This is a genomic window from Marivivens sp. JLT3646 (genome assembly GCF_001908835.1).
In the GTDB taxonomy this organism is placed as follows: domain Bacteria; phylum Pseudomonadota; class Alphaproteobacteria; order Rhodobacterales; family Rhodobacteraceae; genus Marivivens; species Marivivens geojensis.
Map to the genome: position 1 here is coordinate 2885455 of NZ_CP018572.1, position 20396 is coordinate 2905850.

General features: G+C 58.8%; 18 protein-coding genes. 8 read left to right on the plus strand and 10 right to left on the minus strand.

The features are described from left to right. Positions 1–103: 103 nt before the first annotated feature. The 4 genes from BSK21_RS14460 (at position 104) to BSK21_RS14475 (ending at position 3809) form a co-directional block, all read left to right on the plus strand. Positions 104–1063 carry a hypothetical protein gene (locus BSK21_RS14460; RefSeq protein ID WP_067551703.1) on the plus strand — a complete coding sequence of 320 codons (960 nt, stop codon included), beginning with the start codon at positions 104–106 and terminating at the stop codon, positions 1061–1063. Positions 1064–1899: 836 nt separating this feature from the next. After that, positions 1900–2136: a hypothetical protein gene (locus tag BSK21_RS14465; RefSeq protein WP_067551706.1), complete on the plus strand. Its 237-nt coding sequence runs from the start codon at positions 1900–1902 to the stop codon at positions 2134–2136. Beyond that, positions 2133–2336 (plus strand): hypothetical protein, encoded by a 204-nt coding sequence (locus BSK21_RS14470; protein ID WP_067551709.1) that lies wholly within the window; start codon positions 2133–2135, stop codon positions 2334–2336. The genes BSK21_RS14465 and BSK21_RS14470 overlap by 4 nt, the downstream gene beginning before the upstream one ends. Positions 2337–2462: 126 nt before the next feature. After that, positions 2463–3809, plus strand: a complete 1347-nt coding sequence (locus BSK21_RS14475) for a tyrosine-type recombinase/integrase (protein WP_067551712.1) — start codon at positions 2463–2465, stop codon at positions 3807–3809. A 209-nt stretch (positions 3810–4018) separates the two neighbouring features. Here BSK21_RS14475 and BSK21_RS14480 read toward each other — a convergent pair whose 3' ends face one another. Continuing rightward, on the minus strand, positions 4019–4612 hold the full coding sequence (locus BSK21_RS14480; RefSeq protein ID WP_067551715.1) for a TetR/AcrR family transcriptional regulator: 594 nt from the start codon (positions 4610–4612) through the stop codon (positions 4019–4021). Between the two features lie 96 nt (positions 4613–4708). Here BSK21_RS14480 and BSK21_RS14485 point away from each other — a divergent pair, with 96 nt between their 5' ends. Genes BSK21_RS14485 through BSK21_RS14495 form a run of 3 tightly spaced genes read left to right on the plus strand, consistent with a single transcriptional unit; the run spans position 4709 to position 9604 of the window. Then, positions 4709–5206, plus strand: a complete 498-nt coding sequence (locus BSK21_RS14485; RefSeq protein ID WP_067551718.1) for a cytochrome b — start codon at positions 4709–4711, stop codon at positions 5204–5206. Between the two features lie 4 nt (positions 5207–5210). Further along, a complete protein-coding gene (locus BSK21_RS14490) occupies positions 5211–6509 on the plus strand; it encodes an efflux RND transporter periplasmic adaptor subunit (RefSeq protein ID WP_067551721.1) in 1299 nt (432 codons plus the stop codon). Beyond that, positions 6506–9604: an efflux RND transporter permease subunit gene (locus tag BSK21_RS14495; protein WP_067551724.1), complete on the plus strand. Its 3099-nt coding sequence runs from the start codon at positions 6506–6508 to the stop codon at positions 9602–9604. Before BSK21_RS14490 ends, BSK21_RS14495 begins: the two co-directional genes overlap by 4 nt. Positions 9605–9963: 359 nt before the next feature. Here the strand turns inward: BSK21_RS14495 and BSK21_RS14500 are convergent, their stop codons facing one another. The 8 genes from BSK21_RS14500 to BSK21_RS14535 form a co-directional block, all read right to left on the minus strand. After that, a complete protein-coding gene (locus BSK21_RS14500) occupies positions 9964–10443 on the minus strand; it encodes an Rrf2 family transcriptional regulator (protein WP_067551727.1) in 480 nt (159 codons plus the stop codon). A gap of 159 nt (positions 10444–10602) precedes the next feature. Next, positions 10603–11748 carry an iron-containing alcohol dehydrogenase gene (locus BSK21_RS14505; protein ID WP_067551730.1) on the minus strand — a complete coding sequence of 382 codons (1146 nt, stop codon included), beginning with the start codon at positions 11746–11748 and terminating at the stop codon, positions 10603–10605. Further along, complete coding sequence (locus tag BSK21_RS14510; RefSeq protein WP_067551733.1) at positions 11745–13127, minus strand: aldehyde dehydrogenase family protein; 1383 nt, start codon at positions 13125–13127, stop codon at positions 11745–11747. Before BSK21_RS14510 ends, BSK21_RS14505 begins: the two co-directional genes overlap by 4 nt. A 15-nt stretch (positions 13128–13142) precedes the next feature. Further along, complete coding sequence (locus tag BSK21_RS14515) at positions 13143–14495, minus strand: glutamine synthetase family protein (RefSeq protein ID WP_067551736.1); 1353 nt, start codon at positions 14493–14495, stop codon at positions 13143–13145. Positions 14496–14554: 59 nt separating this feature from the next. Further along, positions 14555–15589, minus strand: coding sequence for a TRAP transporter substrate-binding protein (locus tag BSK21_RS14520; protein WP_067551739.1), 1035 nt, complete (start codon positions 15587–15589; stop codon positions 14555–14557). Between the two features lie 51 nt (positions 15590–15640). Further along, positions 15641–16963, minus strand: a complete 1323-nt coding sequence (locus BSK21_RS14525; protein ID WP_067551742.1) for a TRAP transporter large permease subunit — start codon at positions 16961–16963, stop codon at positions 15641–15643. After that, on the minus strand, positions 16963–17559 hold the full coding sequence (locus BSK21_RS14530) for a TRAP transporter small permease subunit (RefSeq protein WP_067551745.1): 597 nt from the start codon (positions 17557–17559) through the stop codon (positions 16963–16965). The genes BSK21_RS14525 and BSK21_RS14530 overlap by 1 nt, the downstream gene beginning before the upstream one ends. Further along, positions 17552–18316 carry an N-formylglutamate amidohydrolase gene (locus tag BSK21_RS14535; protein WP_067551748.1) on the minus strand — a complete coding sequence of 255 codons (765 nt, stop codon included), beginning with the start codon at positions 18314–18316 and terminating at the stop codon, positions 17552–17554. The genes BSK21_RS14530 and BSK21_RS14535 overlap by 8 nt, the downstream gene beginning before the upstream one ends. 148 nt (positions 18317–18464) lie before the next feature. On the opposite strand from BSK21_RS14535, the gene BSK21_RS14540 reads away from it, so the two are divergent. Next, complete coding sequence (locus tag BSK21_RS14540; protein ID WP_067551751.1) at positions 18465–19334, plus strand: MurR/RpiR family transcriptional regulator; 870 nt, start codon at positions 18465–18467, stop codon at positions 19332–19334. Here BSK21_RS14540 and BSK21_RS14545 read toward each other — a convergent pair. Further along, positions 19331–20395, minus strand: coding sequence for a DUF1513 domain-containing protein (locus BSK21_RS14545; RefSeq protein ID WP_067551754.1), 1065 nt, complete (start codon positions 20393–20395; stop codon positions 19331–19333). The genes BSK21_RS14540 and BSK21_RS14545 overlap by 4 nt on opposite strands. Between the last annotated feature and the right edge of the window lies 1 nt (position 20396).

Sequence of the window (20396 nt, forward strand, 5' to 3'; positions counted from 1 at the left end):
ATTATCCATTATGGATTATTCCTTATTCTTTACATCTTATCAGTAGCTTATGGTTCCTGATCCTTTTCCACAGACACCATTATGACAGAGAAAATTATTGCCTATGACCCAGTACATTCATCCCCAGTTTACCCCTGAGATCCTAACCACCTACCAAGGCTACCACCTGCAGATCTTCTCCTCAGGACGGGCCAAGGTGACCCTCCAAGGAGAGGGCCGGTCTCAAGTGCACTACTATGCGGAGGCTCCTAAGCGGGACAAAGAAGCCTACCAGCGGCAGAAAGTCCGGACAGGACAGGTCCTTCGTGACCACTATCGGATCGTGGAGCAGCTCCTTGAGACGCTGCCTGATGGAAGGGTTCTGCGCTTTTATGAGCAGAGCAACCGTAACAACACAGCTGACAATGCCCATATGGTGGTGTCCATTGAGAAGGACTGTCTCTGGCTGGTGATGGCTGAGGTGGTCCACACCTGGCACCTCCCCTCACTTCTTGCCCAGCTTCTGCTCATGGGACAGGGCCCCAAGAAGGGGGTGGCGAGTGTCTTCAACGAATACATGGCGAGCCTCGAGCATGACTGGGAAGATGCTATGTTCGAGGTGGACCACTATCAGTATGGGGTTCGAGATCAGAGCCTAATACAGGAGACTAGGCTCTCCCAGAAGACCCTAGCGCCCCAGACCGCGTATCACCCCACCCTGTCACCAGTGACCCCCAGAGAGCCACAGAGTGCTCCCGCTCGTACACAGCTGCACCATGAATACCCTGATGGATCCCTCGTGGACCCCTATGAAGAGGTGCCCACTCCTGAGGACTGGGCGCTCACCCGAGCTGAGGCGGTTCCACTCTTCCGTTCTGCTGATGCACAGCCACTGAAAGAGGACAGCGAGGTCTGGGAGAACCCCTATGACGATCCGATCTTCTTTGTGCCTGACCCAGACACTGGTGCGAGAGAAGACGATCCGTACGGCGGTGAGGATTTTTCAGTCAGGGCCCAGACAACGACCATAGGCAAGTCTACTCTCTACACTGGGACTTCACTCTGGGAGCAGGTGGTGGGGTAGCAGCGACAACGAGTTGTTAGGGACAGTCCCCAGTCCATTTACCCAGGTCCCACCACGATCGCGTCCGGGACCACAGCACCGCTTTACGTAGCCGCTGTCTCTTGCCCCCGTCCCAAGTCCGCAAAAGCGGAACGATATCATCACAATAGGGGTGATTTTGTGGCAAAATCTGCTGGAGATCTTTTGGGACGGGACTGAATCTTTATCGACGGTTTGTGGTTTTACCTGGTGCTGTCCTGCCAGTTCGTGAGGCGCGGAGTTCCCCCAAACCGGTCCATTATGCGTCAACTGTCCAAAAAACTGTCCAGGAAACTGTCCAAAAATATCTGAGTTTTGGACAGACCGTTTCCCATAAGATCAATGGCTTAGAGCCAAAACTGTCCAACTGTCCAAGCCACTTCACTCATACCAATAGGTTTGGGTGACTCTGTTCATGGGTTGGGTGCTCTCATGCTGGTGGTCCCTATCGTCTGGTGCATCCCCACCCTAGGGCAGTCCCCTCATGTCGTGGTCTCTTGCTGTCCTGTGTGGCGCTGCTGATCCTCTCCATAGAGGTCGGTGACCAATGGACCCGTCACATCTGCTCATACTCCCACTCTGCCTTCACTGATCTTGTCGGTGGGGGCATGAGAGAGCGGGTGTGCACAATGCAGAAGCAGAGTTTGCTCTGTCCCGGTGTCCCACTGTCCCAGGGTTGGTCATTGGCCTTGGTTTACTGGATCTTTGGCTGGGACAGCGATGCGTACTCCCTGTCCCAGGGTAGGTGTCCCATCCCCCCTCAGAACTGAGGAGTCTTGAGCATCTATGATGGTAACAACCCATCATGGAGAACGCTTATGTTTACCTCACTCACACTGCTCGCGATTGCGGGCGGTGCCCTTCGTCTTGGCCTGGGACTGGTTTTGTACCAGAAGACCCAGGTCGTCTTGTCTGTCCCTCAGGTTCTGGCGGGTGCACTTGTTGTTCTGGCGGGCATGCCTGACTTTCTGAAGCCTGTGCCGTTCCCCCTTCCACCGGGACTGGTGCTGGGCTTTCTCTTGCCGGATCTCCTCTTTGCGAGGTCGGACCGATGACAGAGCACCAGAATGACCTCCCCCTCACTCCCGGCTGCATCGTCCTGATTGCCGCCTTCGATGACGTCCCCGAGCATTCCTTCCGCGTGGAGGAGGTGTTTGAGGACTGTGTCACCGGGATCGCCCTCACTGGGCCTCTCGCAGGGGAGTACGGAGAGCCAGACCTCTCGCTCATCCTGCAGGTGCTCCCGAGCACGTAACCTTACCAACAAAACCCGTCAGTTCGGTCTTCAGGGGTCTGCCTAGTCCCTGAAGGCCCCTGACACGCATCACAAAATCTCACCTCACAGCACAAACCGGGGCCGCTGCCCCGGATAGGAGACCTCATGTCGACACGTATTACGTATGCCAGCCTCCAGCATAACACCTGGGTCTATCGCCGGACCTACCCGAGGCACCTACAGCCCCTCTTGGGCTCATCCCTGAAGCAATCCCTCAAGACCACCGACGCCCGGGTCGCCAAGACGCGGGTTGAGGAACTGAATGCCACCTTCGCCAAGGTGGTGTCCGAGGCGGAGGCATCTCTGAAGGATGAGAAGAAGAACGAGGTTCTACATCCACAGACCACCACAGTGACCAACACCCCCTCGACCACCCATGACACAGTGCAACTGAACGTCACCCGCCCCCGCTATGCCCGTGTCTTGCTCCGAGGGGATAAGACCGTGGCTGAGATGGCCAAGGCCTATCTGGAGGAGCAGTCCCAGCGTTTGCGTCCTGGGAGCTACAAGTCGGTGCGCTTTGCGATGGAGCTCCTGACCTCGCATCTGGGATCCATACCCCTGAATGCCCTGACCCAAGCACAGGGGAGAGAGGTCCTCAGCTTGATCAGTCGTCTTTCCCCCAACATCCGCAAGTATCGGGTGGCTTGGGGACAACCCCTGACCCAGCTTGCACGCCTGTCAGGGGAGCTGGAAAGCCAAACCCTGACCACCAAGACCCAAGGGCGGATCTGGGAGCAGATGACAGCCCTGATCGACTGGAGTGTCCGCCAAGGGGAGCTCTCTGCAAACCCTTGGGGCAAGCTTACTCTTATCGCGACTGAGAGGTCAGAGACAAAGCCCCATGCGGTCTTGACGGATGAGCAGGTTGGTCTGCTGCTCCAGACGGTCAGCCGTCAGTCCCAGGTCTATGGAGCACTGCTCTTTGGTCTTCTCGCAGGACTGCGCTCTGGGGAGATCTGTGGCCTGACCTGGGGTGACATACACCGGAAGGGGAACCTCGGTCGGTTTGTCTGTGTCCGACCCAACCAGCACAGACCGCTGAAGTCCAAGGCGGCCGAACGGGAGGTTCCTCTGCATCCCACGCTTGAGGCCTATCTCGATGGGAGAGGGAACCGCACACCCTCACCCCTCAGCACCACTGACACCCCTGAGGACCGTCTCTTCCCACGGCTGACCGTCGACAGGGTGGTCAAGGCCTATGCCAAGCTCCGGACCCAGCATCCGACCCTCCAAGGAACGGTGTTCCACTCCACCCGCAAGTGGTTCGTCACCCAATGCGAACGCACAGGCACCCCGGAGCACTTCACCGCGTCCCTCGTCGGCCACGCCTCCGCCCGCTCCGCCAACCGCATCACCTACGGCCTCTACTCCGCAGGTATCAGTGACGACCAAAAGCGAGCAATCGTGGATGGCATAAGGCTGCCAGTGCCAACCAGAGCGGAAGAGTGAGGTAAGGGCCGCGGTCCCTCAATCGCCTTTGACGTAACCCCAAAACAACACCCCGTCCGGTATCTCCATGTGAGGTATCGGACGGGGGACAAATATGATAATTTTTTTTGCACGATGGGCGGTATGCGGCCTGACGCCAGCACGGCTGAGGATAGCGGCATTAAGCTGGAAGCGGACACTCGGCTTCTCACCGAGGACAGAACATCCTCCTAAGCTGACAATATTGCCATCTGCACATCGAACAGTCGCTGCCCCTCGTTGACCAGCGAAAACCCCCGCGCGCCAAGGGACCAGCGGATGGCGACACCCTGCACCAGTGACGTCAGAAGGATTGCTATATCCTCCGGGCTGACATCACTACGCAAATCGCCTGATGCCTGCATATCACGAAGCACGACCACGAGCCGGCCCTGAAACGCGCCTAGAACGCCCCGGAACACGTCGCGCAGGCTATGGTTGTCCACCTGCAGCTCACGCGAGAACAGGATCGACGGCAGGGCAGGCGTTTCAGCAATGGCCGTCAGCTGCGCACTGATCAGCGCTTTCAGGCGCGCGTGCGACCCGGTGGCCCCCGCCTCGGCCGCAGCCCAGTAGCTCTGCAACCGGTCAGCGATATCCTCGGCCACCGCCAGCCAAAGCGCGCCCTTGGTCGGGAAATGCCTGAAGATCGCAGGCTGACTGAGACCGATGGCCCGCGCGACTTCTGTGGTGCTCAGCCGGTCGGGTCCGATCTCATCGGCCAGTCGCAGAACCTCGGCCACGATTTGCGCCTTTCTCTCTTCAGCACTTTGACGGCCCGACATGCGTCACCCCTTGTTAGTTATAACTCACTAACATATACTGTTGCCAACCGCAACCTCTATCCCGAGTCGCGCGCCCAGACCGAAAGGATCCTCGCCATGCCTGCCACAACTGCCCCCACCGGCTATTCCCGCCTGCAGATCGCGCTGCATTGGCTCGTCTTCGCGTTGATCGCGCAGCAATATCTCTTCAAGGACGCGATGTCGGCTGCCTGGGACCACATCACGGATGGGCTGGAGGCAGGATTCGACCAGCTGGTCCTTGCCCACGTTGTGGGCGGCGCGCTGGTGATGATCTTCGCGCTGTGGCGGTTGACCCTGCGCGCGCGGCGCGGGGTGCCCCCAGCGATCGAGGCCAGCAAAGTCCAAGGCATTCTCGCCAAGCTTACCCATGTGGGCCTTTACGCGCTGATGATCCTGATGCCGCTCAGCGGGTCCGTCGCGTGGTTCGGCGGGGTCGAAGCCGCAGCGCAGGGGCACAATGTGTTGAAGTTTGTCCTGCTGGCTTTGGTCGCCCTGCATGTGGTCGGCGCGCTCTACCATCAGTTCGTGTTGCGTGACGGAACGCTGGCGCGGATGCGCCGTGCTCAGGACTGAGCCCATGCGTCTGGCCCCACTTCTTGCCATTCCGCCCATTGCTCTTGGTGCTGCGGTTGCGGTCTGGATGGTCTCGAACGCGCCCGGTCCGGCGCAGATTGAAGGGCGCGCGCCCGGTCTGCCCGTCCGGGTGATGACGGTCGCAGCAGAGGATATCCGCCCGACCGCAACCGCCTGGGGTAATCTAAGGGCGGCCGACACCTGGGTCGCCGTGGCCGAGGTGCAGGGCGAGGTGATCTGGCGCCATCCTGATCTGGAAGCTGGACGCCTGATCTCGGCCGGAACCGAGGTGTTGCGGATAGACCCTGCCGATTACGAACTGGCTCTTGCGCAATCGCAGGCCGATCTTGCGGCACTTGCCGCCGAGCACGCACAACTGACCGCTGAGGCGGCCAATACGGCCCGAATCCTTGATCTGGAACGTGCCCGCCTGGAACTGGCCGAGGTCGACCTGACCCGCACCCGCACGCTGGCCGAACAGGGCACCGTCCCGCAATCCCGCGCTGACGAGGCCGAGCGCGCTACGCTTCTTGCCAGGCGCACGGTTGCCGAGCTGGAAAATAGCATCTCCCTGATCCCGCCCCGCGAGGCGCGGATCGCAGCGCAAGTGGCCCGCAGTGAAGCCGCTATTGATCGCGCTCAGCGATCGCTGGAACGCACCACGTTGGCCACGCCCTTCGACCTGCGCGTGATCGACGTGGGCGCAGAACAATTTCAGACCGTGGCCCCGGGACAGGTCCTGATCCGTGGCGACAGCATCGCAGCCGCCGAGGCCGTAACGCATCTGCCGATCGACAGCTTTCGCCGCCTGATCGGAGATGTGCCCGAAGGCATTAGCATTGCCGACATGATGCGCGATGGGCCGGCCACGCAGATCGACGTTACCCTCAGCCCATTGTCGGATCAGTCCCAGACGTGGCCCGCTCGTGTGACCCGGATCGAAGGTGCACTGGACGCCCGCGCGCGCACCGTGCCCGTGGTGGTCACGGTCGATGCTCCCTACGAGGATGCGGATCCGCCACACCGCCTGCCGCTGGTTCCAAACATGCAGGTGCAGCTTTCCTTCGCAGGCGCGACCCTGATGGGTGCCATCGCAATCCCCGAGGCGGCGTTGCATGGCGGCTTTGTGCGGGTTGCCGGTGCCGATGACCTGCTGGAACTGCGCCCTGTCATCGCCACCTTCGCGCAAGAGGGCCACGTGGTCATTGCCGAAGGGCTCGCCTCAGGCGACCGCGTCGTGATCGACGACATCGCTCCCGCTATCCCCGGCATGGCCCTGACCCCCGTCGAGGCCGCGCCATGATCCGCTGGTTCACCGGTCACCCGACGGCGGGCAACCTCCTGCTGCTGCTGTTTCTTGCCGCCGGTGCCTTTGCAGCACCCGGCCTGTTGCGCGAAACCTTCCCCGATTTCCGCGCGGTCGAGGCCGAGATCACTGTCCCCTATCGCGGGGCCGCCGCCGAAGATGTGGAAACCGCCATCTGCGCGCCGCTTTGGGACGGTGTGCAGGGTGTCGAGGGGCTCGAGACCTTCACCTGCACCGCGCAGACAGGCCGCGCGCGTGCCGTAGCGACCATGGCGCCGGCCAATGACGCGCTGCGCTTCGTCAATTCGCTGCGCACCGAGGTTTCGGCCATCGACAGCTTTCCCGATCGCGCCGATCCTGCCGTGGTGCGCGAATTGCACCGCTCCGATCCGGTCACATCGGTCGCCATTTCGGGCGATCTGCCGCTGGGCGAGTTGGACCTCTACGCCGATGGCCTGTCCGACCGTCTGGCCGCCTTGCCCGGCGTTGCGCGAGTGACGCGTGGGGGGCTCGGTGCCCGGACTCTCTCCATCACAGCGGACCGCGCCGTGCTTGACAGCCACGGCCTGACACCTGCCGTTTTGGCCGCCGCCATCGCCGCACAGAACATCGATCTGCCCGCCGGAGCGCTGGAGGGTCCGGGCGCTGATCTGACCCTGCGCTTCACCGCCGAGCGCGATACGGCAATCACCCTTGCGATCATCCCCGTGCTGGTCCTGCCGAATGGCGCAACCCTGACACTGGGTGATGTGGCCGTGATCGAAGAACGCTTCGAGCCACCGCAGGACCGCGCCTTTGTAAATGGCACCCCGGCCATCTTGATCGACGTGGCGAAGGCACTTGATGCCGACGCGCTGCGCGTGCTCGACGGGGTCGCGGCGCTGGTGGCCGAGGAAACCGTACGCCTGCCCGACACGATCAAGGTCGAGGTGGTGCAGGACGTGACATCCATCATCCGCGACCGGCTGGTGATGCTGGTGCAGAATGGCGTGATCGGCCTTGTGCTGGTCGTGATCGTGATGAGCCTCTTTTTCCGCCCCGGTTTCGCGATCTGGGCTGCGATGGGCCTGCCCGTGGCCTTTGCTGGGGCCTTCGTCTGGATGGCCCTGACGGGCCTCAGCCTGAACATGATGACGCTGGTGGCGCTGCTGATGGCGATCGGGATCGTGATGGACGATTCCATCGTGATCGCGGATTCCATCGCCGTGCATGCAGCCAAGGGCGCAACGGTGGAGACCGTGGCCGCGGGCGTTGCCGCTGTGGCACCTGGCGTCACCTCATCCTTCCTGACCACGCTCGCCGTGTTCCTGCCGCTCGCCTTTCTGGCGGGCGAACTTGGCGCGGTGCTCGAGGTTCTGCCGGTTGTCTTGCTTGCCGCTCTGTTTGCGTCATTGATCGAAGCCTTCCTGATCCTTCCGCATCATCTGAAAGGCGGGATGAAGGAAACCACCCCGTCGCGTTTCCGCATCCGCTTTGACGCAGGGTTCGATGCCTTGCGCGAGGGCATGGGCCGTCTGGCCGATACCGCGATCCGGGGCCGCTGGTTGGTTGCCGGTCTGGCCATCGGCGCGCTGATCCTGACCGTCGGTGCCTTGGGCGGCGGTGTCGTCAAGCGCGAGGCGATGCCCGAGATTGACGGCGATGTGCTGGAGGCGCGGCTGATGTTGCCCGCAGGCACACCGCTGGACCGCACCACCGAGGCGGTCGCACAGGTCGAGGCGGCGCTGGACCGTGTGAACGCGCGCCTGACCCCTGACCAACCGCAGGCGCAACCGCTTGTGATCCGCCGCATCACCCGGCTGGGCCGCAACCTGTCCGCGGGTGAAAGCGGGGCCAATGTCGCCACCGTCGCGGTAGACCTTCTGGGGGCAGAGACCCGCACCAGCACGCTTGATGATATCGTCACGCTCTGGCGCGAAGAAATCGGCGCTCTGGCAGGCGTTTCCTCGCTGATTCTGACCGAGCCCGGGATCGGCCCGCAGGGGATCGCGGTAGAACTGCGCCTGAGCCATCCCGACCTCGCCACGCTGGAGGCGACTGGCCGCACCACGCTGGCAGAACTGGAAACCTACGCCGGCGTGCGCAACGCCATCCTTGACCTGCGCCCAGGTGCACCCGAGTTGCGGTTGAACCTGTCACAAGGGGCCGAGGCACTGGGCCTGACCGCCACGGATGTGGCCAGCCAGCTTCGTGCGGCTTTCCTTGGCACGCAGCTTGCGGAAATCCGGCGCGGCGATCTGGCCTGGGATCTGGAGGTGCGGCTGTCTGATGACGATCGTGCCACCCGCGCCAACCTGAACATTTTCGAAATCGCTCTGCCTAACGGTGGCACCGTGCCGCTTTCCAGTGTCGCAACGATAACCGAAGCGCGCGGCTGGGGCAGCATCACGCGCCGCAACGGATCACGCACGCTGACTGTTTCAGCCGATGTCGACGGGCGGATCGGCAATGCCGACGCGATCACCGCTCGGCTGGCCGAGGACTTCCTGCCCACTCTGGCGGCCAACAACTCCGGCCTGACCTTCGACATTGGTGGGCAGGCCGCGAATTCGGCGGAAACGGTCGCCTCGATCCTGCGGGGGTTCCTGATCGGGCTTGTGGGCATCTACCTTGTGCTCAGCTTCCAGTTCCGCAGCTATGTCGAGCCACTGATTGTGATGATCACCATTCCACTGGCATTCCTCGGGGTGATCTGGGGTCATGTTCTGATGGGCTACAACATCTCCATGCCATCTCTGGTGGGCGCGGCGTCGCTCGCGGGCATTGTAGTGAACAACGCGATCCTGCTGGTCGGCGTCATCAACACCCGCCGCGCCGAGGGATTGTCAGCTGCGCTGGCCGCAGGCGAAGCTGTGCGATCGCGGTTCCGTCCCATCTTCGTCTCGGTCTCGACGACGATCATGGGCATGGCGCCTTTGCTGCTGGAAACCTCAACTCAAGCCCAGACGCTCAAGCCGCTGGTGATCTCGGTTGTCTTCGGGCTCTTGGCTGCGACGGTTCTGATCCTGCTGGTGTTGCCCGCATTCTATACGGCACTCGAAGATCTTCGGGGCGGGAAACGGGGCAATGTCGAACTGTCAGGAGGTCGCTGACCCGACATTATGGCACGGGCACGACGCACGGGCAGATGCATCATGCCTGCTGCCCGGCATGAGCTGGGGCTGCCTCTCTGAATCGTCATTTCATAGATGACCGGCAGCTTTGCTGAAGCAAGTGAAACGACCTGAAAACGGCGACTGGCAGCTAAGGGCCGGTTGTGTATCATCGCCTCGTCGATATTGCTTTGAGCAACCCCTGGACCGCTTTCGGGACCACTTCTGCGAAAGCGCCCACCACTAACCCACGATAATACCATCGAAATTGGCGGTGTTGGACTGCCCTTCAGCGGCACCAGTTTATCTGGAACAGTAGAGTCCAATGGATCGGCCCTTTAAGGGTGCATTTCGTTACGTCAGCTTGTGGCTTCGATCGCGTTGCATTCAACTGATGCCAATGGTGCGGTCATGGCAAATATGTCGACCAGTCCGCAATTTCCCTTGACCAGATCTTCGAGGGTCACGAGGTCTAGTTCGTGAAAGAACGCCTCAAGTGCACGACCGATGGCGACGCGAAGGCGGCAGGCTTTGACCAATGGGCATGTGTTTGTGGCTTCAGAGAAGCATTCAGTAAACGGAACATCCGCCTCAAAAATGCGGAAAACTTCGCCGATGTTGATTTTGGCCGCGTCACGCGCCAACCGTACCCCGCCCGTGCGACCGCGTGTTGCATCCACGAACCCGTTTACGTGCAGCGTATGAACGACCTGCGCCAAATGGTTGGCAGAGGCGTTGCAGGCGTCTGCAATGATGGACGATGGCGTGATCTGGTCCAAATGTGTGCCGCAATACATCAAAACACGTATCGCTAGGTTTGTACGGGTGGTGAGGCGCAACGGAAAATTCCTCTCATCAAATGACTAGAGGTCAAAAATCACGTTTCTGTGCGCTCGTAACTGATCCAGATCAGAATTTCGGTGCGTTTTCGCAGAAAAGTTTAGTCAGATATGCAGAATTTGCCCTGATCCAATGGTGATTGGATCAGGGCATAGGCATTAGATGACAGCTTCAAACAGGGCGCGAACGTTAGTCTCGTTCAGTTCAACAGGATTACCGCCGCAGGACGGATCAGCGAGTGCTGCCGGAACCAGCTCGTCAATTTTGTCCAAAGTTGCGCCCATTTCGCGGAGTTTGCGCGGGATGGCGAAGCTATCGTTGAACTCTTGGACAAAGCTGCAGAAGCCGTTAAAGCCACCCGAAACGCCGATATAGCTTGCTGCGCGGTCAAAACGATCAGCGATCAGCGGTGCGTTAAGCTCTAGAACGGCCGGCATGCACACAGCGTTCGTTGTGCCGTGGTGGGTGTTGAACACCGCGCCGATGGGGTGCGACAGCGCGTGAATAGCGCCGAGACCCTTTTGGAAAGCAACGGCCCCCATTGCCGCTGCAGCCATCATGTTTGCGCGAGCCTCAAGGTCGGTGCCGTCTGCGTAAGCCCGTGGCAGGTTTTCGACGACCAAGCGCATCCCTTCGAGCGCGATACCTTGGCTCATCGGATGATAGAACGGGCTGCTGAAGGCTTCGACACAGTGCGCAAAGGCATCGAGGCCTGTGCCAGCGGTGATGAACTTCGGCATCCCAACGGTCAGTTCAGGGTCGGAAATCACAACGGTCGGCAGAACCTTCGGGTGGAAGATGATCTTTTTGACGTGTGTTTCCGAATTGGTGATGACCGAGGCGCGGCCGACTTCGGACCCTGTGCCTGCAGTCGTCGGAACAGCGATGATCGGTGCGATGGCGTCTGCGTCCGCGCGGGTCCACCAGTCGCCAATGTCCTCAAAGTCCCAGATCGGACGGTTCTGGCCCGCCATGAAAGCGACCATTTTGCCGAGGTCGAGGCCAGAGCCACCGCCAAAGGCAATCACACCGTCATGACCGCCCGCTTTGTAGGCTTCAACGCCCGCGGCGAGGTTTAATTCGGTCGGGTTTGGGTCTACTTCGGCGAAAATAGCGCGACCAAAACTAGCCTCGTCCATGATGTCCAAGGTCTGCTGCGTGATCGCCATGCTGGCAAGCCCACGGTCCGTCACCAGCAGAGGGCGCGTGATGCCTGCTTGGGCCAAGGCTGCAGGGAGTTCTTTGATCCGGCCTGCGCCGAACTTCACAGCGGTCGGATAGGACCAGTTACCGATGAGGTTCATTTCGTCACCTTCTTAAGATGGTAGGATTTTGGACGTGTGAGGTTGTGGTAGCCGATCACGGACAAGCCACCGCCGCGACCCGTATCTTTGCAGCCCGTCCAGCACAAACCCGGATCGAGGTAGTCCGCGCGATTTAGGAACACAGTGCCTGTTTCGAGTTGATCGCCCACGGCTTGTGCGCGCTCTACATCTTGGGTCCAGAGGGAAACCGTCAGGCCGTAGTCGCTGTCATTCATCAGCGCAATGGCTTCGGCGTCTGACGAAACCTTCATGATGCCAACGACTGGGCCGAACGACTCTTCACGCATGACGCGCATGTCATGGGTGACGTTGGTCAGGATTTGCGGTGTCAGGTAGGCAGCGCCGTCGTCACCTTCCATCGTCGGAATATGCGTGACTGCGCCAGCCTCAACGGCCTCTGCGATCTGCGCACGAACCTCAGTTGCAAAGCGGACGTTGGCCATCGGCCCAATCGTCGTGTCGCTGTCCAGAGGATTGCCGAGCTTGTAGCCCTTGACCACCGCAACGGCCTTTTCGACAAAAGCGTCATAGAGGCTTTCGTGGACGTAAATCCGTTCGATGCCGCAGCAGCACTGACCCGAGTTGAACATCGCTGCGTCAACCAGTGTATCAACGGCTGCGTCCAGATCGGCGTCCTCCATGACGTAGCCTGGATCTTTACCGCCGAGCTCTAGGCCCACGCCAGTAAAGGTGCCCGCCGCAGCGCGCTCCATCGCCTTGCCGCCGCCAACAGAGCCCGTGAAGTTTACAAAGTTAAAGGCCCGACCTGCGATCAGATCATTGGTCGTGTCGTGATCGAGGAATACGTTGATGAACACGTCCTCTGGCACGCCAGCAGAGTGGAACGCCTTTGCCATGCGTTCACCGACCAGCAAGGTCTGCGTCGCATGTTTTAGGATAACCGTATTGCCCGCGATTAGCGCAGGCGCGACCGTGTTGATCGCGGTCATGTAGGGGTAGTTCCACGGCGCTACGACGAACACGACGCCATGCGGAACACGTTTGATGTAGCGCTTAAAAGTCGCGTCCTCGCCCACTTGCATATCGGCGAGGCTGCTCTCTGCAATTTGCGCCATGTAGCTTGCGCGTTCTTCAAAGCCACGGAATTCGCCGCCATAACGCACGGGGCGACCCATCATATGCGCCAGTTCTGGTACGACCTCATCGTTCATTGCGCCAACGGCAGCGACGCCAGCCAGCACCAGATCAATGCGTTCTTTCAACGGACGCGCGGCCCATGCGGCCTGTGCTGCGCGCGCGCGTTCAGCGGTGGCAAATGCCTCGTCGCGGCTTAGCGTATCACGGGTGGCGTAAACTGACCCGTCGATGGGCGAAATACACTTCAGTTGCCCTGTCATAGTGTCCTCATAGGGTTAAGAGCGTTCAAAGCCGCGTGCGACTTCGTAGTCGGTCACGATGCGGTCAAAATCTTCGATTTCTACTTCTGCGGCGCGGGCATAATGGTCAACGGCCCAATCACCGAATGCTTCGCGGAGCATGTCAGATTTCACTAGTGCCGACCGAGCATCGCGGAGCGTTTGTGGGATCGACTCGACCTCTGCGTCATAAGCATCCCCAGTGAATGGGGCGCCGAGTGTCAGGCCCTCTTCGATACCTGCGATACCAGCGGCAAGTTGCGCTGCCATAGCGAGGTAGGGGTTCAAATCGGACCCGCCCACGCGACATTCGACCCGCACGCCTTTGGTGTTTTCACCGCAAAGGCGGAAACCCGCGGTGCGGTTATCGACCGACCAAATGATCCGCGTTGGTGCAAAGGTGCCTTTTTGGAACCGTTTGTAGCTATTGATGTAGGGCGCGAGGAAATAGGTGTAATCCGCAGCGTATTTCAGCAGACCCGCCATGTAGGATTTCATCACCGCCGACATGCCGCGTTTGTCTGCTGGGTCATAAAACGCGTTCGCGCCGTCTTTCCAGAGTGATTGGTGAACGTGAGCGGAGGAGCCAACCTTGCTATGGTGATACTTCGCCATAAAGCTCGCCGCGTGACCGTTCTGCCAAGCGATCTCCTTGATCGCGTTTTTGGCGATGGTGTGATAGTCGGCCGTCAGCATGGCCTCGGCGTATTTGATGTTGAGTTCTTCCTGACCAGCCTCAGCCTCGCCTTTCGAGTTTTCGATCGGGATTCCAGCAGCGTAAAGGTGATTACGGATCGGGCGCATTACGCCTTCTTCCTTGGTCGTTTGAAAGATGTGATAGTCTTCGTTATAGCCCGAAATAGGCTCTAAATCGCGGAAACCGCTCTTGCGGATGTGGTCATAGCTCTTTTCGAACAAGAAGAATTCGAGCTCGGTCGCCATCATCGCGGTATAGCCCAACGCCTTAAGCCGTTTGATCTGCTTTTTCAGCATCGCGCGGGGGGAGTGTTCGACTTCTTTGTGGGTGTGGTGGTCGATCAGATCGCACAGAACCATCGCTGTGCCCTCAAGCCACGGCACAGGGCGGATCGTGCCCAGATCGGGTTTCATCACGTAGTCGCCATAGCCTGCTTCCCACGAGGTTGACGCGTAACCGTCGGGCGTCGCCATCTCTAGGTCAGTGGCCAGCAGGTAGTTGCAGCAATGGGTTTCTTCCCATGCGCTGTCGATAAAATGCTGGGCATGGAACCGTTTGCCCATCAAGCGACCCTGCATGTCGATACCGCAGACCAAGATGGTATCGTATGTGCCGTCAGATACCCGAGCCTTGAGCGTGTCGAAGTCTAGCATGGCGATGTTCTCCGTCGTTTAGGTGCCCTGCCGATGGGATACCGGCAGGGCGATTGCTCTTAGCTGTAGCGGTAAGGACGGCCAGCTTTGGCCATGTCCGCGTTGTATTTCTTGATAATTTCAACAACGCGCGCTTTGGTCGGGGATTCTGCGGCGATTTCGTCCCAGAATTCCAACGCCTTGGCTTCGACGGTTGCCCATTCAGCATCTGGGATCGAAGTGAGCTGCATCTTGGTGCCATCGACACGCAGCGATGCTTCACCACCCCAATACCACCACTGGCGATAGTAGTGTGACTGGTCGGTGCAGACGCGGAACAGGGTCTGGAGATCCTCAGGCAGTTCGTTCCAACGATCCATGTTCGCAAAGAACGACCCAGCCCAAGCGCCAGAGATGTTGTTTGTGAGGAAGTAGTTGGTCACGTCAGCCCAGCCAACGGTATAGTCTTCGGTGATGCCCGACCACGCGATACCGTCCAGTTCGCCTGTCTGCATCGCGACTTCCACGTCCTCCCACGGAATAGTCACTGGAACGACGCCGAACTGGGACATAAAGCGGCCAGCCGTCGGGAAGGTAAAGATGCGCTTGCCCTGAAGATCAGCGAGGCTGTTGATCGGGTCTTTGGTTGCAAAGTGGCATGGGTCCCAAGAGCCAGCCGAGATGTGCTTTACGCCAACTTTGGAGTACTCTTCATCCCAGATTTCGTTCAGTCCGTATTGGTTGAACAGCACTGGCACGTCGAGCGAGTAGCGCGATGCGAAGGGGAAGTAGCCGCCGAACACGGTCACTTCGGTCGGGGACGCCATGGAGTCATCGTCCGACTGAACCGCATCAATTGTGCCGCGCTGCATCGCGCGGAACAATTCGCCCGTCGGAACCAGCTGGTCTGCAAAGTAGAGTTCGATCTGCATGCGGTCGCCTGCGATCTTGTTGAACATGTCGATTGCGGGTTTCACAACATGCTCAGCCAGAGCCGGACCTGCATAGGTCTGCATCCGCCAAGTGATGGTCGATTGAGCAATAGCCGGAGCCGCGAGTGGCGTTGCCAATGCGCCGACACCAGCGGTGGCTAGAAACTTACGTCTTGTCGTCATTTCTCTTCTCCTTGTTGGGGTTGATCGGCCCTGTTCAGGCTCTTTTATTGGTTAATTTCCGTAAACCGAGTTCGGCAGCCACATCGCGATGTCGGGTATGATCATCACGAGCGCGAGTGCGAGCACCATCAACAACACAAACGGCACGATGGAGCGGTAGATGTCCCGAAGTCCGATCTCTGGCGGGGCCATGGCCCGCATGAGAAAGAGGTTATAGCCAAAGGGCGGCGTCATATACGCAATCTGCGTGGTGATGGTGTAGAGAACGCCATACCAAATCAGGTCAAAGCCGAGCTGATCCACGAGCGGCACGTAGAGCGGCGCCACAATCACCAGCATCGCCGTATCGTCGAGGAAGGTGCCCATAACGATAAAGCTCAGTTGCATCAGGATCAGGATCGTCCAAGGGCTCAGGTGCATTTGTTCGGTGAACAGATCCTTAATCGCGTTCACCGCGCCCAAGCCGTCAAAGATCGCTCCAAAGCCAAGCGCGGCTAGAATGATCCACATGAACATGCACGAAATACCCAAGGTCTGTTTGACTGAGGTCTCAAAGACGTCTTTCGTCATGCGGCCTTTCAGCACCGCAGCAACAAACGCGGCCATCGCGCCAATCGCAGAGCTTTCCACCAGCGAGGTCCAGCCGTTCACAAACGGCACCATCATTGACGCAAAGATCACGAGCGGCAGAACACCAGCGCGCAGCAGGCGCATCTTTTCGGCGGTCGAGACATTGCGTTCGTCCTCTGGCAGCGCAGGGCCGAGCTCGGGATTAATGCGGCAACGGATGTAGATGTAGATGATGAACATCGCAGCCATCATCAGACCAGGCACCACCCCAGCGAGCCACAGTTGTCCAACAGGCTGACGCGCGATCATCGCATAAAGCACGAGAACAACAGACGGCGGCACGAGGATACCAAGCGACGATCCCGCCTGAATAACGCCAGTCACCATGATTTTATCGTATTTGCGCTTCAGCAGTTCAGGCAGTGCAATCGTCGCGCCAATCGCCATGCCGGCGACCGACAAACCATTCATCGCGGAGATCAGGACCATCAGGCCAATTGTCCCGATGGCCAGACCACCACGCACTGGACCCATCCAAACGTGGAACATCTTGTAGAGGTCGTCGGCGATCTTTGACTCAGACAACACGTAGCCCATGAAAATGAACATCGGCAGCGTGAGCATCGGATACCATTTCATCAGCTTCATCGCGGCGGAGAAGGGTACATCGACGCCACCAACGCCCCACAGCAACATCCCTGCAGCCGCACCAACAAAACCGATAGCCCCAAAGACGCGCTGCCCCGTAAAGAGCATCACCATCATGGTGCTGAACATCACTATGGCGATCATTTCATAGGACATCAGAGTTCAACTCCACGAATGCGGCCAATATCTCGGAAGAATTCGGCAAGGACTTGTAGGATCATTAGGAAAACACCCGAGGCGAGGATCAGCTTGACCGGCCAGATGTGAGGGCGCCATGCGGTAGAACTACGCTCTAGATAACCGAGTTCTTCACCAGCGGCAGTTGGTCCGCCAGTGACAAAGGCGACAATCAGATCTTTGAAATAGGTGATCGGCTCGGTGCCGAAATATCCCAGCGAATAAGACAAAGAGCCCAGCGCGCCATAGAGAAGCACGCCCAAATAAAAGAGCAGGAAAAACACGGTAAAGCCGTCCATCCACGCTTTCTGTTTGGTTGTCCAATTGCCGTAAAACAGGTCCATCCGCACGTTCGATCCCAATTGGATCGAATACGGCCCGCCCAACACATAATAAGCGACCATGATGAACTGTGCTGTCTCGAGCGTCCAAAGTGACGGCGTAAAGAAAGTCTTGGACACCGACGACCAGAGCAGAACGCCAATCAGCGCGAAAATCCCATACATCGCAATCCGCCCGATAAATCGGTTAATCGCGTCAATCACGTGGATGTAGCCAACGATCACACTAGGCATTCATGACCTCCAAACTGGCGAGTGCCGGACGTAAAAGTGCCAAGAGTTGATGCGCCACATCGCGCTGGGCATCAGGTGTATCAATAAGGTCATTGCGGACCTCGATCATCACATTGGCGATGCCGTTAGAAATACCATGCAAGCGCAAAGAATGGGTTACACCATCGTCCGGTCCATAGGGCTGGTTGCGTTCAACCCCCAACGTAATGGCATGGGATTGCGCGATCATCGCATCGGCGAGCCGTGTATCACTGTCGTGCAGGATACCGATCTCTGTTGCACGAGGTTTCCCGAAATAGATCGGGGTAAAGCTGTGCATCGTCACGATCGCCATCGGTTTGGTGCGGGTCGAGATGGACTCGGCCACCGCTTCGCAAAAGGGCGCGTAGACAGACTCGGTCCGTTCGTCCTTTTGATCTTGGGTCAGACCGTGGTTGCCGGGCACTTTGATCAGTTCAGAAGTTTCAGGCATCGCGCTGGGCGCTTCGGGCGGACGATTGCAGTCATAGACCAAGCGCGACACCGTTGAGGCGACCAAGGGTGCATCCAAAGCAGCAGACAAGATTTGGGCAACGGGTAAAGCGCCTGGGTCCCATGCCGCGTGACTTTTGCGGTCATTTTCCGCCAATCCAAGCCCATTATAGCGTTCGGGAATGGCGTGTGATGCATGTTCGCAGAGAATCACGACCGGAGATTTACCCTCCGGATTAAACACCTCAACCGCCGATGTTCGTTGCGTTTTCGCCGCTTTGTTCATGCGATTTTCCTGTCGTTTGTAAAAATCTTTCCACACACTTTGCTAATGCGTCAATAATTTTCCTAAATGGTGGTGTTGAATCTTTTCTTGCGGTTTGCTCAATCGCAGCGTCTGCTTAGGAAAGCAGCATTTGTGAAAGCGAGGCGTTGTGTCTGAACCCAAAACCACCGTGCGCGAACTGATCCGCGAGAAATACGCGACGTTGACCGCGTCTGAAAAGAAGCTCGCTAATGCACTGTTGGAGAACTATCCGGCGGCGGGGATCGCCTCGATCACGGTTGTGGCGCAGAACGCGGATGTTTCGACGCCGACCGTGGCGCGTATGGTGGGAAAACTCGGGTTCAAGGGCTTTCCGCAGTTCCATCAGTCCTTGCTGTCTGAATTGCAGGCGAAGGTTCAAGGGCCAACCCAGCGTCGCGCGAATTGGGCGACCGAAGCGCCAGAGTCGCACCTCTTGAATCGCTTCTCTCAGGCGATCACGCGCAACCTCAGTCAGACACTATCCAACGTCGATCACGATAAATTCGATAAAGCGGCAGGGTGTTTGGCAGATACAAACGGGCGGCTGTATATCGTTGGTGGGCGCATAACACGGGCCTTGGCGGAATATGCGTTTACCCACTTTCAGGCGATCCGCGAACGCGTCACCCACATGACCAGCTCGTCCGCAACGTGGCCGCACTATGTGTTGGATATGGTCAAAGGCGATACGCTGCTGATGTTTGACATTCGCCGCTACGAGACGAACCTTCTCCGCCTTGCTGAACTGGCCAAAGAGCGAGGCGTCACAGTGATCGTCGTGACCGATCAATGGGCGAGCCCGATTGCCAGTATCGCGGACTACACGTTTAACTGCTGGGTCGAAATCCCTTCGGCTTGGGACTCTAATGTTTCAACGATGATGTTGCTCGAAACTTTGATCGCGGCGGTCCAAGAGGAAAACTGGCCGCGCGCTAAGGACCGCTATGAACGGCTCGACGAAATCTTTGAAGCGGCACGCCTGTTCCGCAAACCTTAGAGCGCGATAATGTGGTTGTCCCAGTTCACGGGATGCTGCGCGATTTGCGTTGCGATGCCATCGCGAACGGTGACGATATTGCCGAACCCATCGCTGGATAGGTAGCCGTTCACACCCGCGACCAAGCCGCAAACATCGCGCTGGATCACCGCACCGAGGAACGTTCCGTTCTCATCAAACCGATGCAAACGGCCGCCTTTGGGTGATGAAATCGCAACCTCGGAACCGTCAGGGGCAAAGGCGATAGACCCCGCGTAGCCCTGCATCGGATATTCATCAGTCAGGGGCGCTTGGGCCAGAATAGGGTCGGATCCACGACGATGAAGCCCCATCAATGGGGGCAAATAAGACGGGTCATCCTGCCACTGCATTGCAAACGCAACGAGGCCATCATTCCGCACAGCTAAATGGCGGATGGAGTTGAAATGCAGGTCGGGGTCGAGCGTGACGATCTCTTCCACGCCATCCAAGGTCAAGTAGGCGAGGTTCGGTTTCATCGCTCCGACATTCAGCGGCGTCCGTCCGCCGGGGTCCGTTTGAATGCCTCCGTTTGCCACGACCAGCGTTCGCATATCTGGCATCAGTCGCACATCATGTGGGCCGACCCCAAATGTGTCCAACTCACCGAGGCGAGAATAACCGTTCTCGGTATCCCAAAGCCCCAATCGCCCAACACTATCGCTAGAACGCTGCTCTGTGGTGATCAGGATACGACCTTCATCGACAAAGAGCCCGTGACCGTTGAAGTAGTTACCCTCCGGTGCCTGAAGGTTTCGGAGGATTGATCCGCTGACGCAATCAATCACGATCGCATAGTTCCCCGGACGACGGGCAAATGCGACGGCGATGGGCTGCGTTGGATGACCTGCGCCAGCGTGTCCTCGCGCGGGCAGCGGGACCCGAAATGTGATCGCGCCCTCTGGTGTAAGGCCGAACAACGCGTAGTCGTCCCCTTCTTTCGCGGCGGCGATATAGGACGGGTTGCCCACGCTGGCCCACGATATGCGGGGCGTCGCGGCGGTGGCTAAAAACATGGTTAAGAAGCGGCGGCGTGTGGTCATA

Excerpts from the sequence above, each read along its gene's own strand:
- BSK21_RS14460 (WP_067551703.1), top strand. The coding sequence starts at position 104 with ATGACCCAGTACATTCATCCCCAGTTTACCCCTGAGATCCTAACCACC.
- BSK21_RS14465 (WP_067551706.1), top strand. The coding sequence starts at position 1,900 with ATGTTTACCTCACTCACACTGCTCGCGATTGCGGGCGGTGCCCTTCGT.
- BSK21_RS14470 (WP_067551709.1), top strand. The coding sequence starts at position 2,133 with ATGACAGAGCACCAGAATGACCTCCCCCTCACTCCCGGCTGCATCGTC.
- BSK21_RS14475 (WP_067551712.1), top strand. The coding sequence starts at position 2,463 with ATGTCGACACGTATTACGTATGCCAGCCTCCAGCATAACACCTGGGTC.
- BSK21_RS14480 (WP_067551715.1), bottom strand. The coding sequence starts at position 4,612 with ATGTCGGGCCGTCAAAGTGCTGAAGAGAGAAAGGCGCAAATCGTGGCC.
- BSK21_RS14485 (WP_067551718.1), top strand. The coding sequence starts at position 4,709 with ATGCCTGCCACAACTGCCCCCACCGGCTATTCCCGCCTGCAGATCGCG.
- BSK21_RS14490 (WP_067551721.1), top strand. The coding sequence starts at position 5,211 with ATGCGTCTGGCCCCACTTCTTGCCATTCCGCCCATTGCTCTTGGTGCT.
- BSK21_RS14495 (WP_067551724.1), top strand. The coding sequence starts at position 6,506 with ATGATCCGCTGGTTCACCGGTCACCCGACGGCGGGCAACCTCCTGCTG.
- BSK21_RS14505 (WP_067551730.1), bottom strand. The coding sequence starts at position 11,748 with ATGAACCTCATCGGTAACTGGTCCTATCCGACCGCTGTGAAGTTCGGC.
- BSK21_RS14510 (WP_067551733.1), bottom strand. The coding sequence starts at position 13,127 with ATGACAGGGCAACTGAAGTGTATTTCGCCCATCGACGGGTCAGTTTAC.
- BSK21_RS14515 (WP_067551736.1), bottom strand. The coding sequence starts at position 14,495 with ATGCTAGACTTCGACACGCTCAAGGCTCGGGTATCTGACGGCACATAC.
- BSK21_RS14520 (WP_067551739.1), bottom strand. The coding sequence starts at position 15,589 with ATGACGACAAGACGTAAGTTTCTAGCCACCGCTGGTGTCGGCGCATTG.
- BSK21_RS14525 (WP_067551742.1), bottom strand. The coding sequence starts at position 16,963 with ATGTCCTATGAAATGATCGCCATAGTGATGTTCAGCACCATGATGGTG.
- BSK21_RS14530 (WP_067551745.1), bottom strand. The coding sequence starts at position 17,559 with ATGCCTAGTGTGATCGTTGGCTACATCCACGTGATTGACGCGATTAAC.
- BSK21_RS14535 (WP_067551748.1), bottom strand. The coding sequence starts at position 18,316 with ATGAACAAAGCGGCGAAAACGCAACGAACATCGGCGGTTGAGGTGTTT.
- BSK21_RS14545 (WP_067551754.1), bottom strand. The coding sequence starts at position 20,395 with ATGACCACACGCCGCCGCTTCTTAACCATGTTTTTAGCCACCGCCGCG.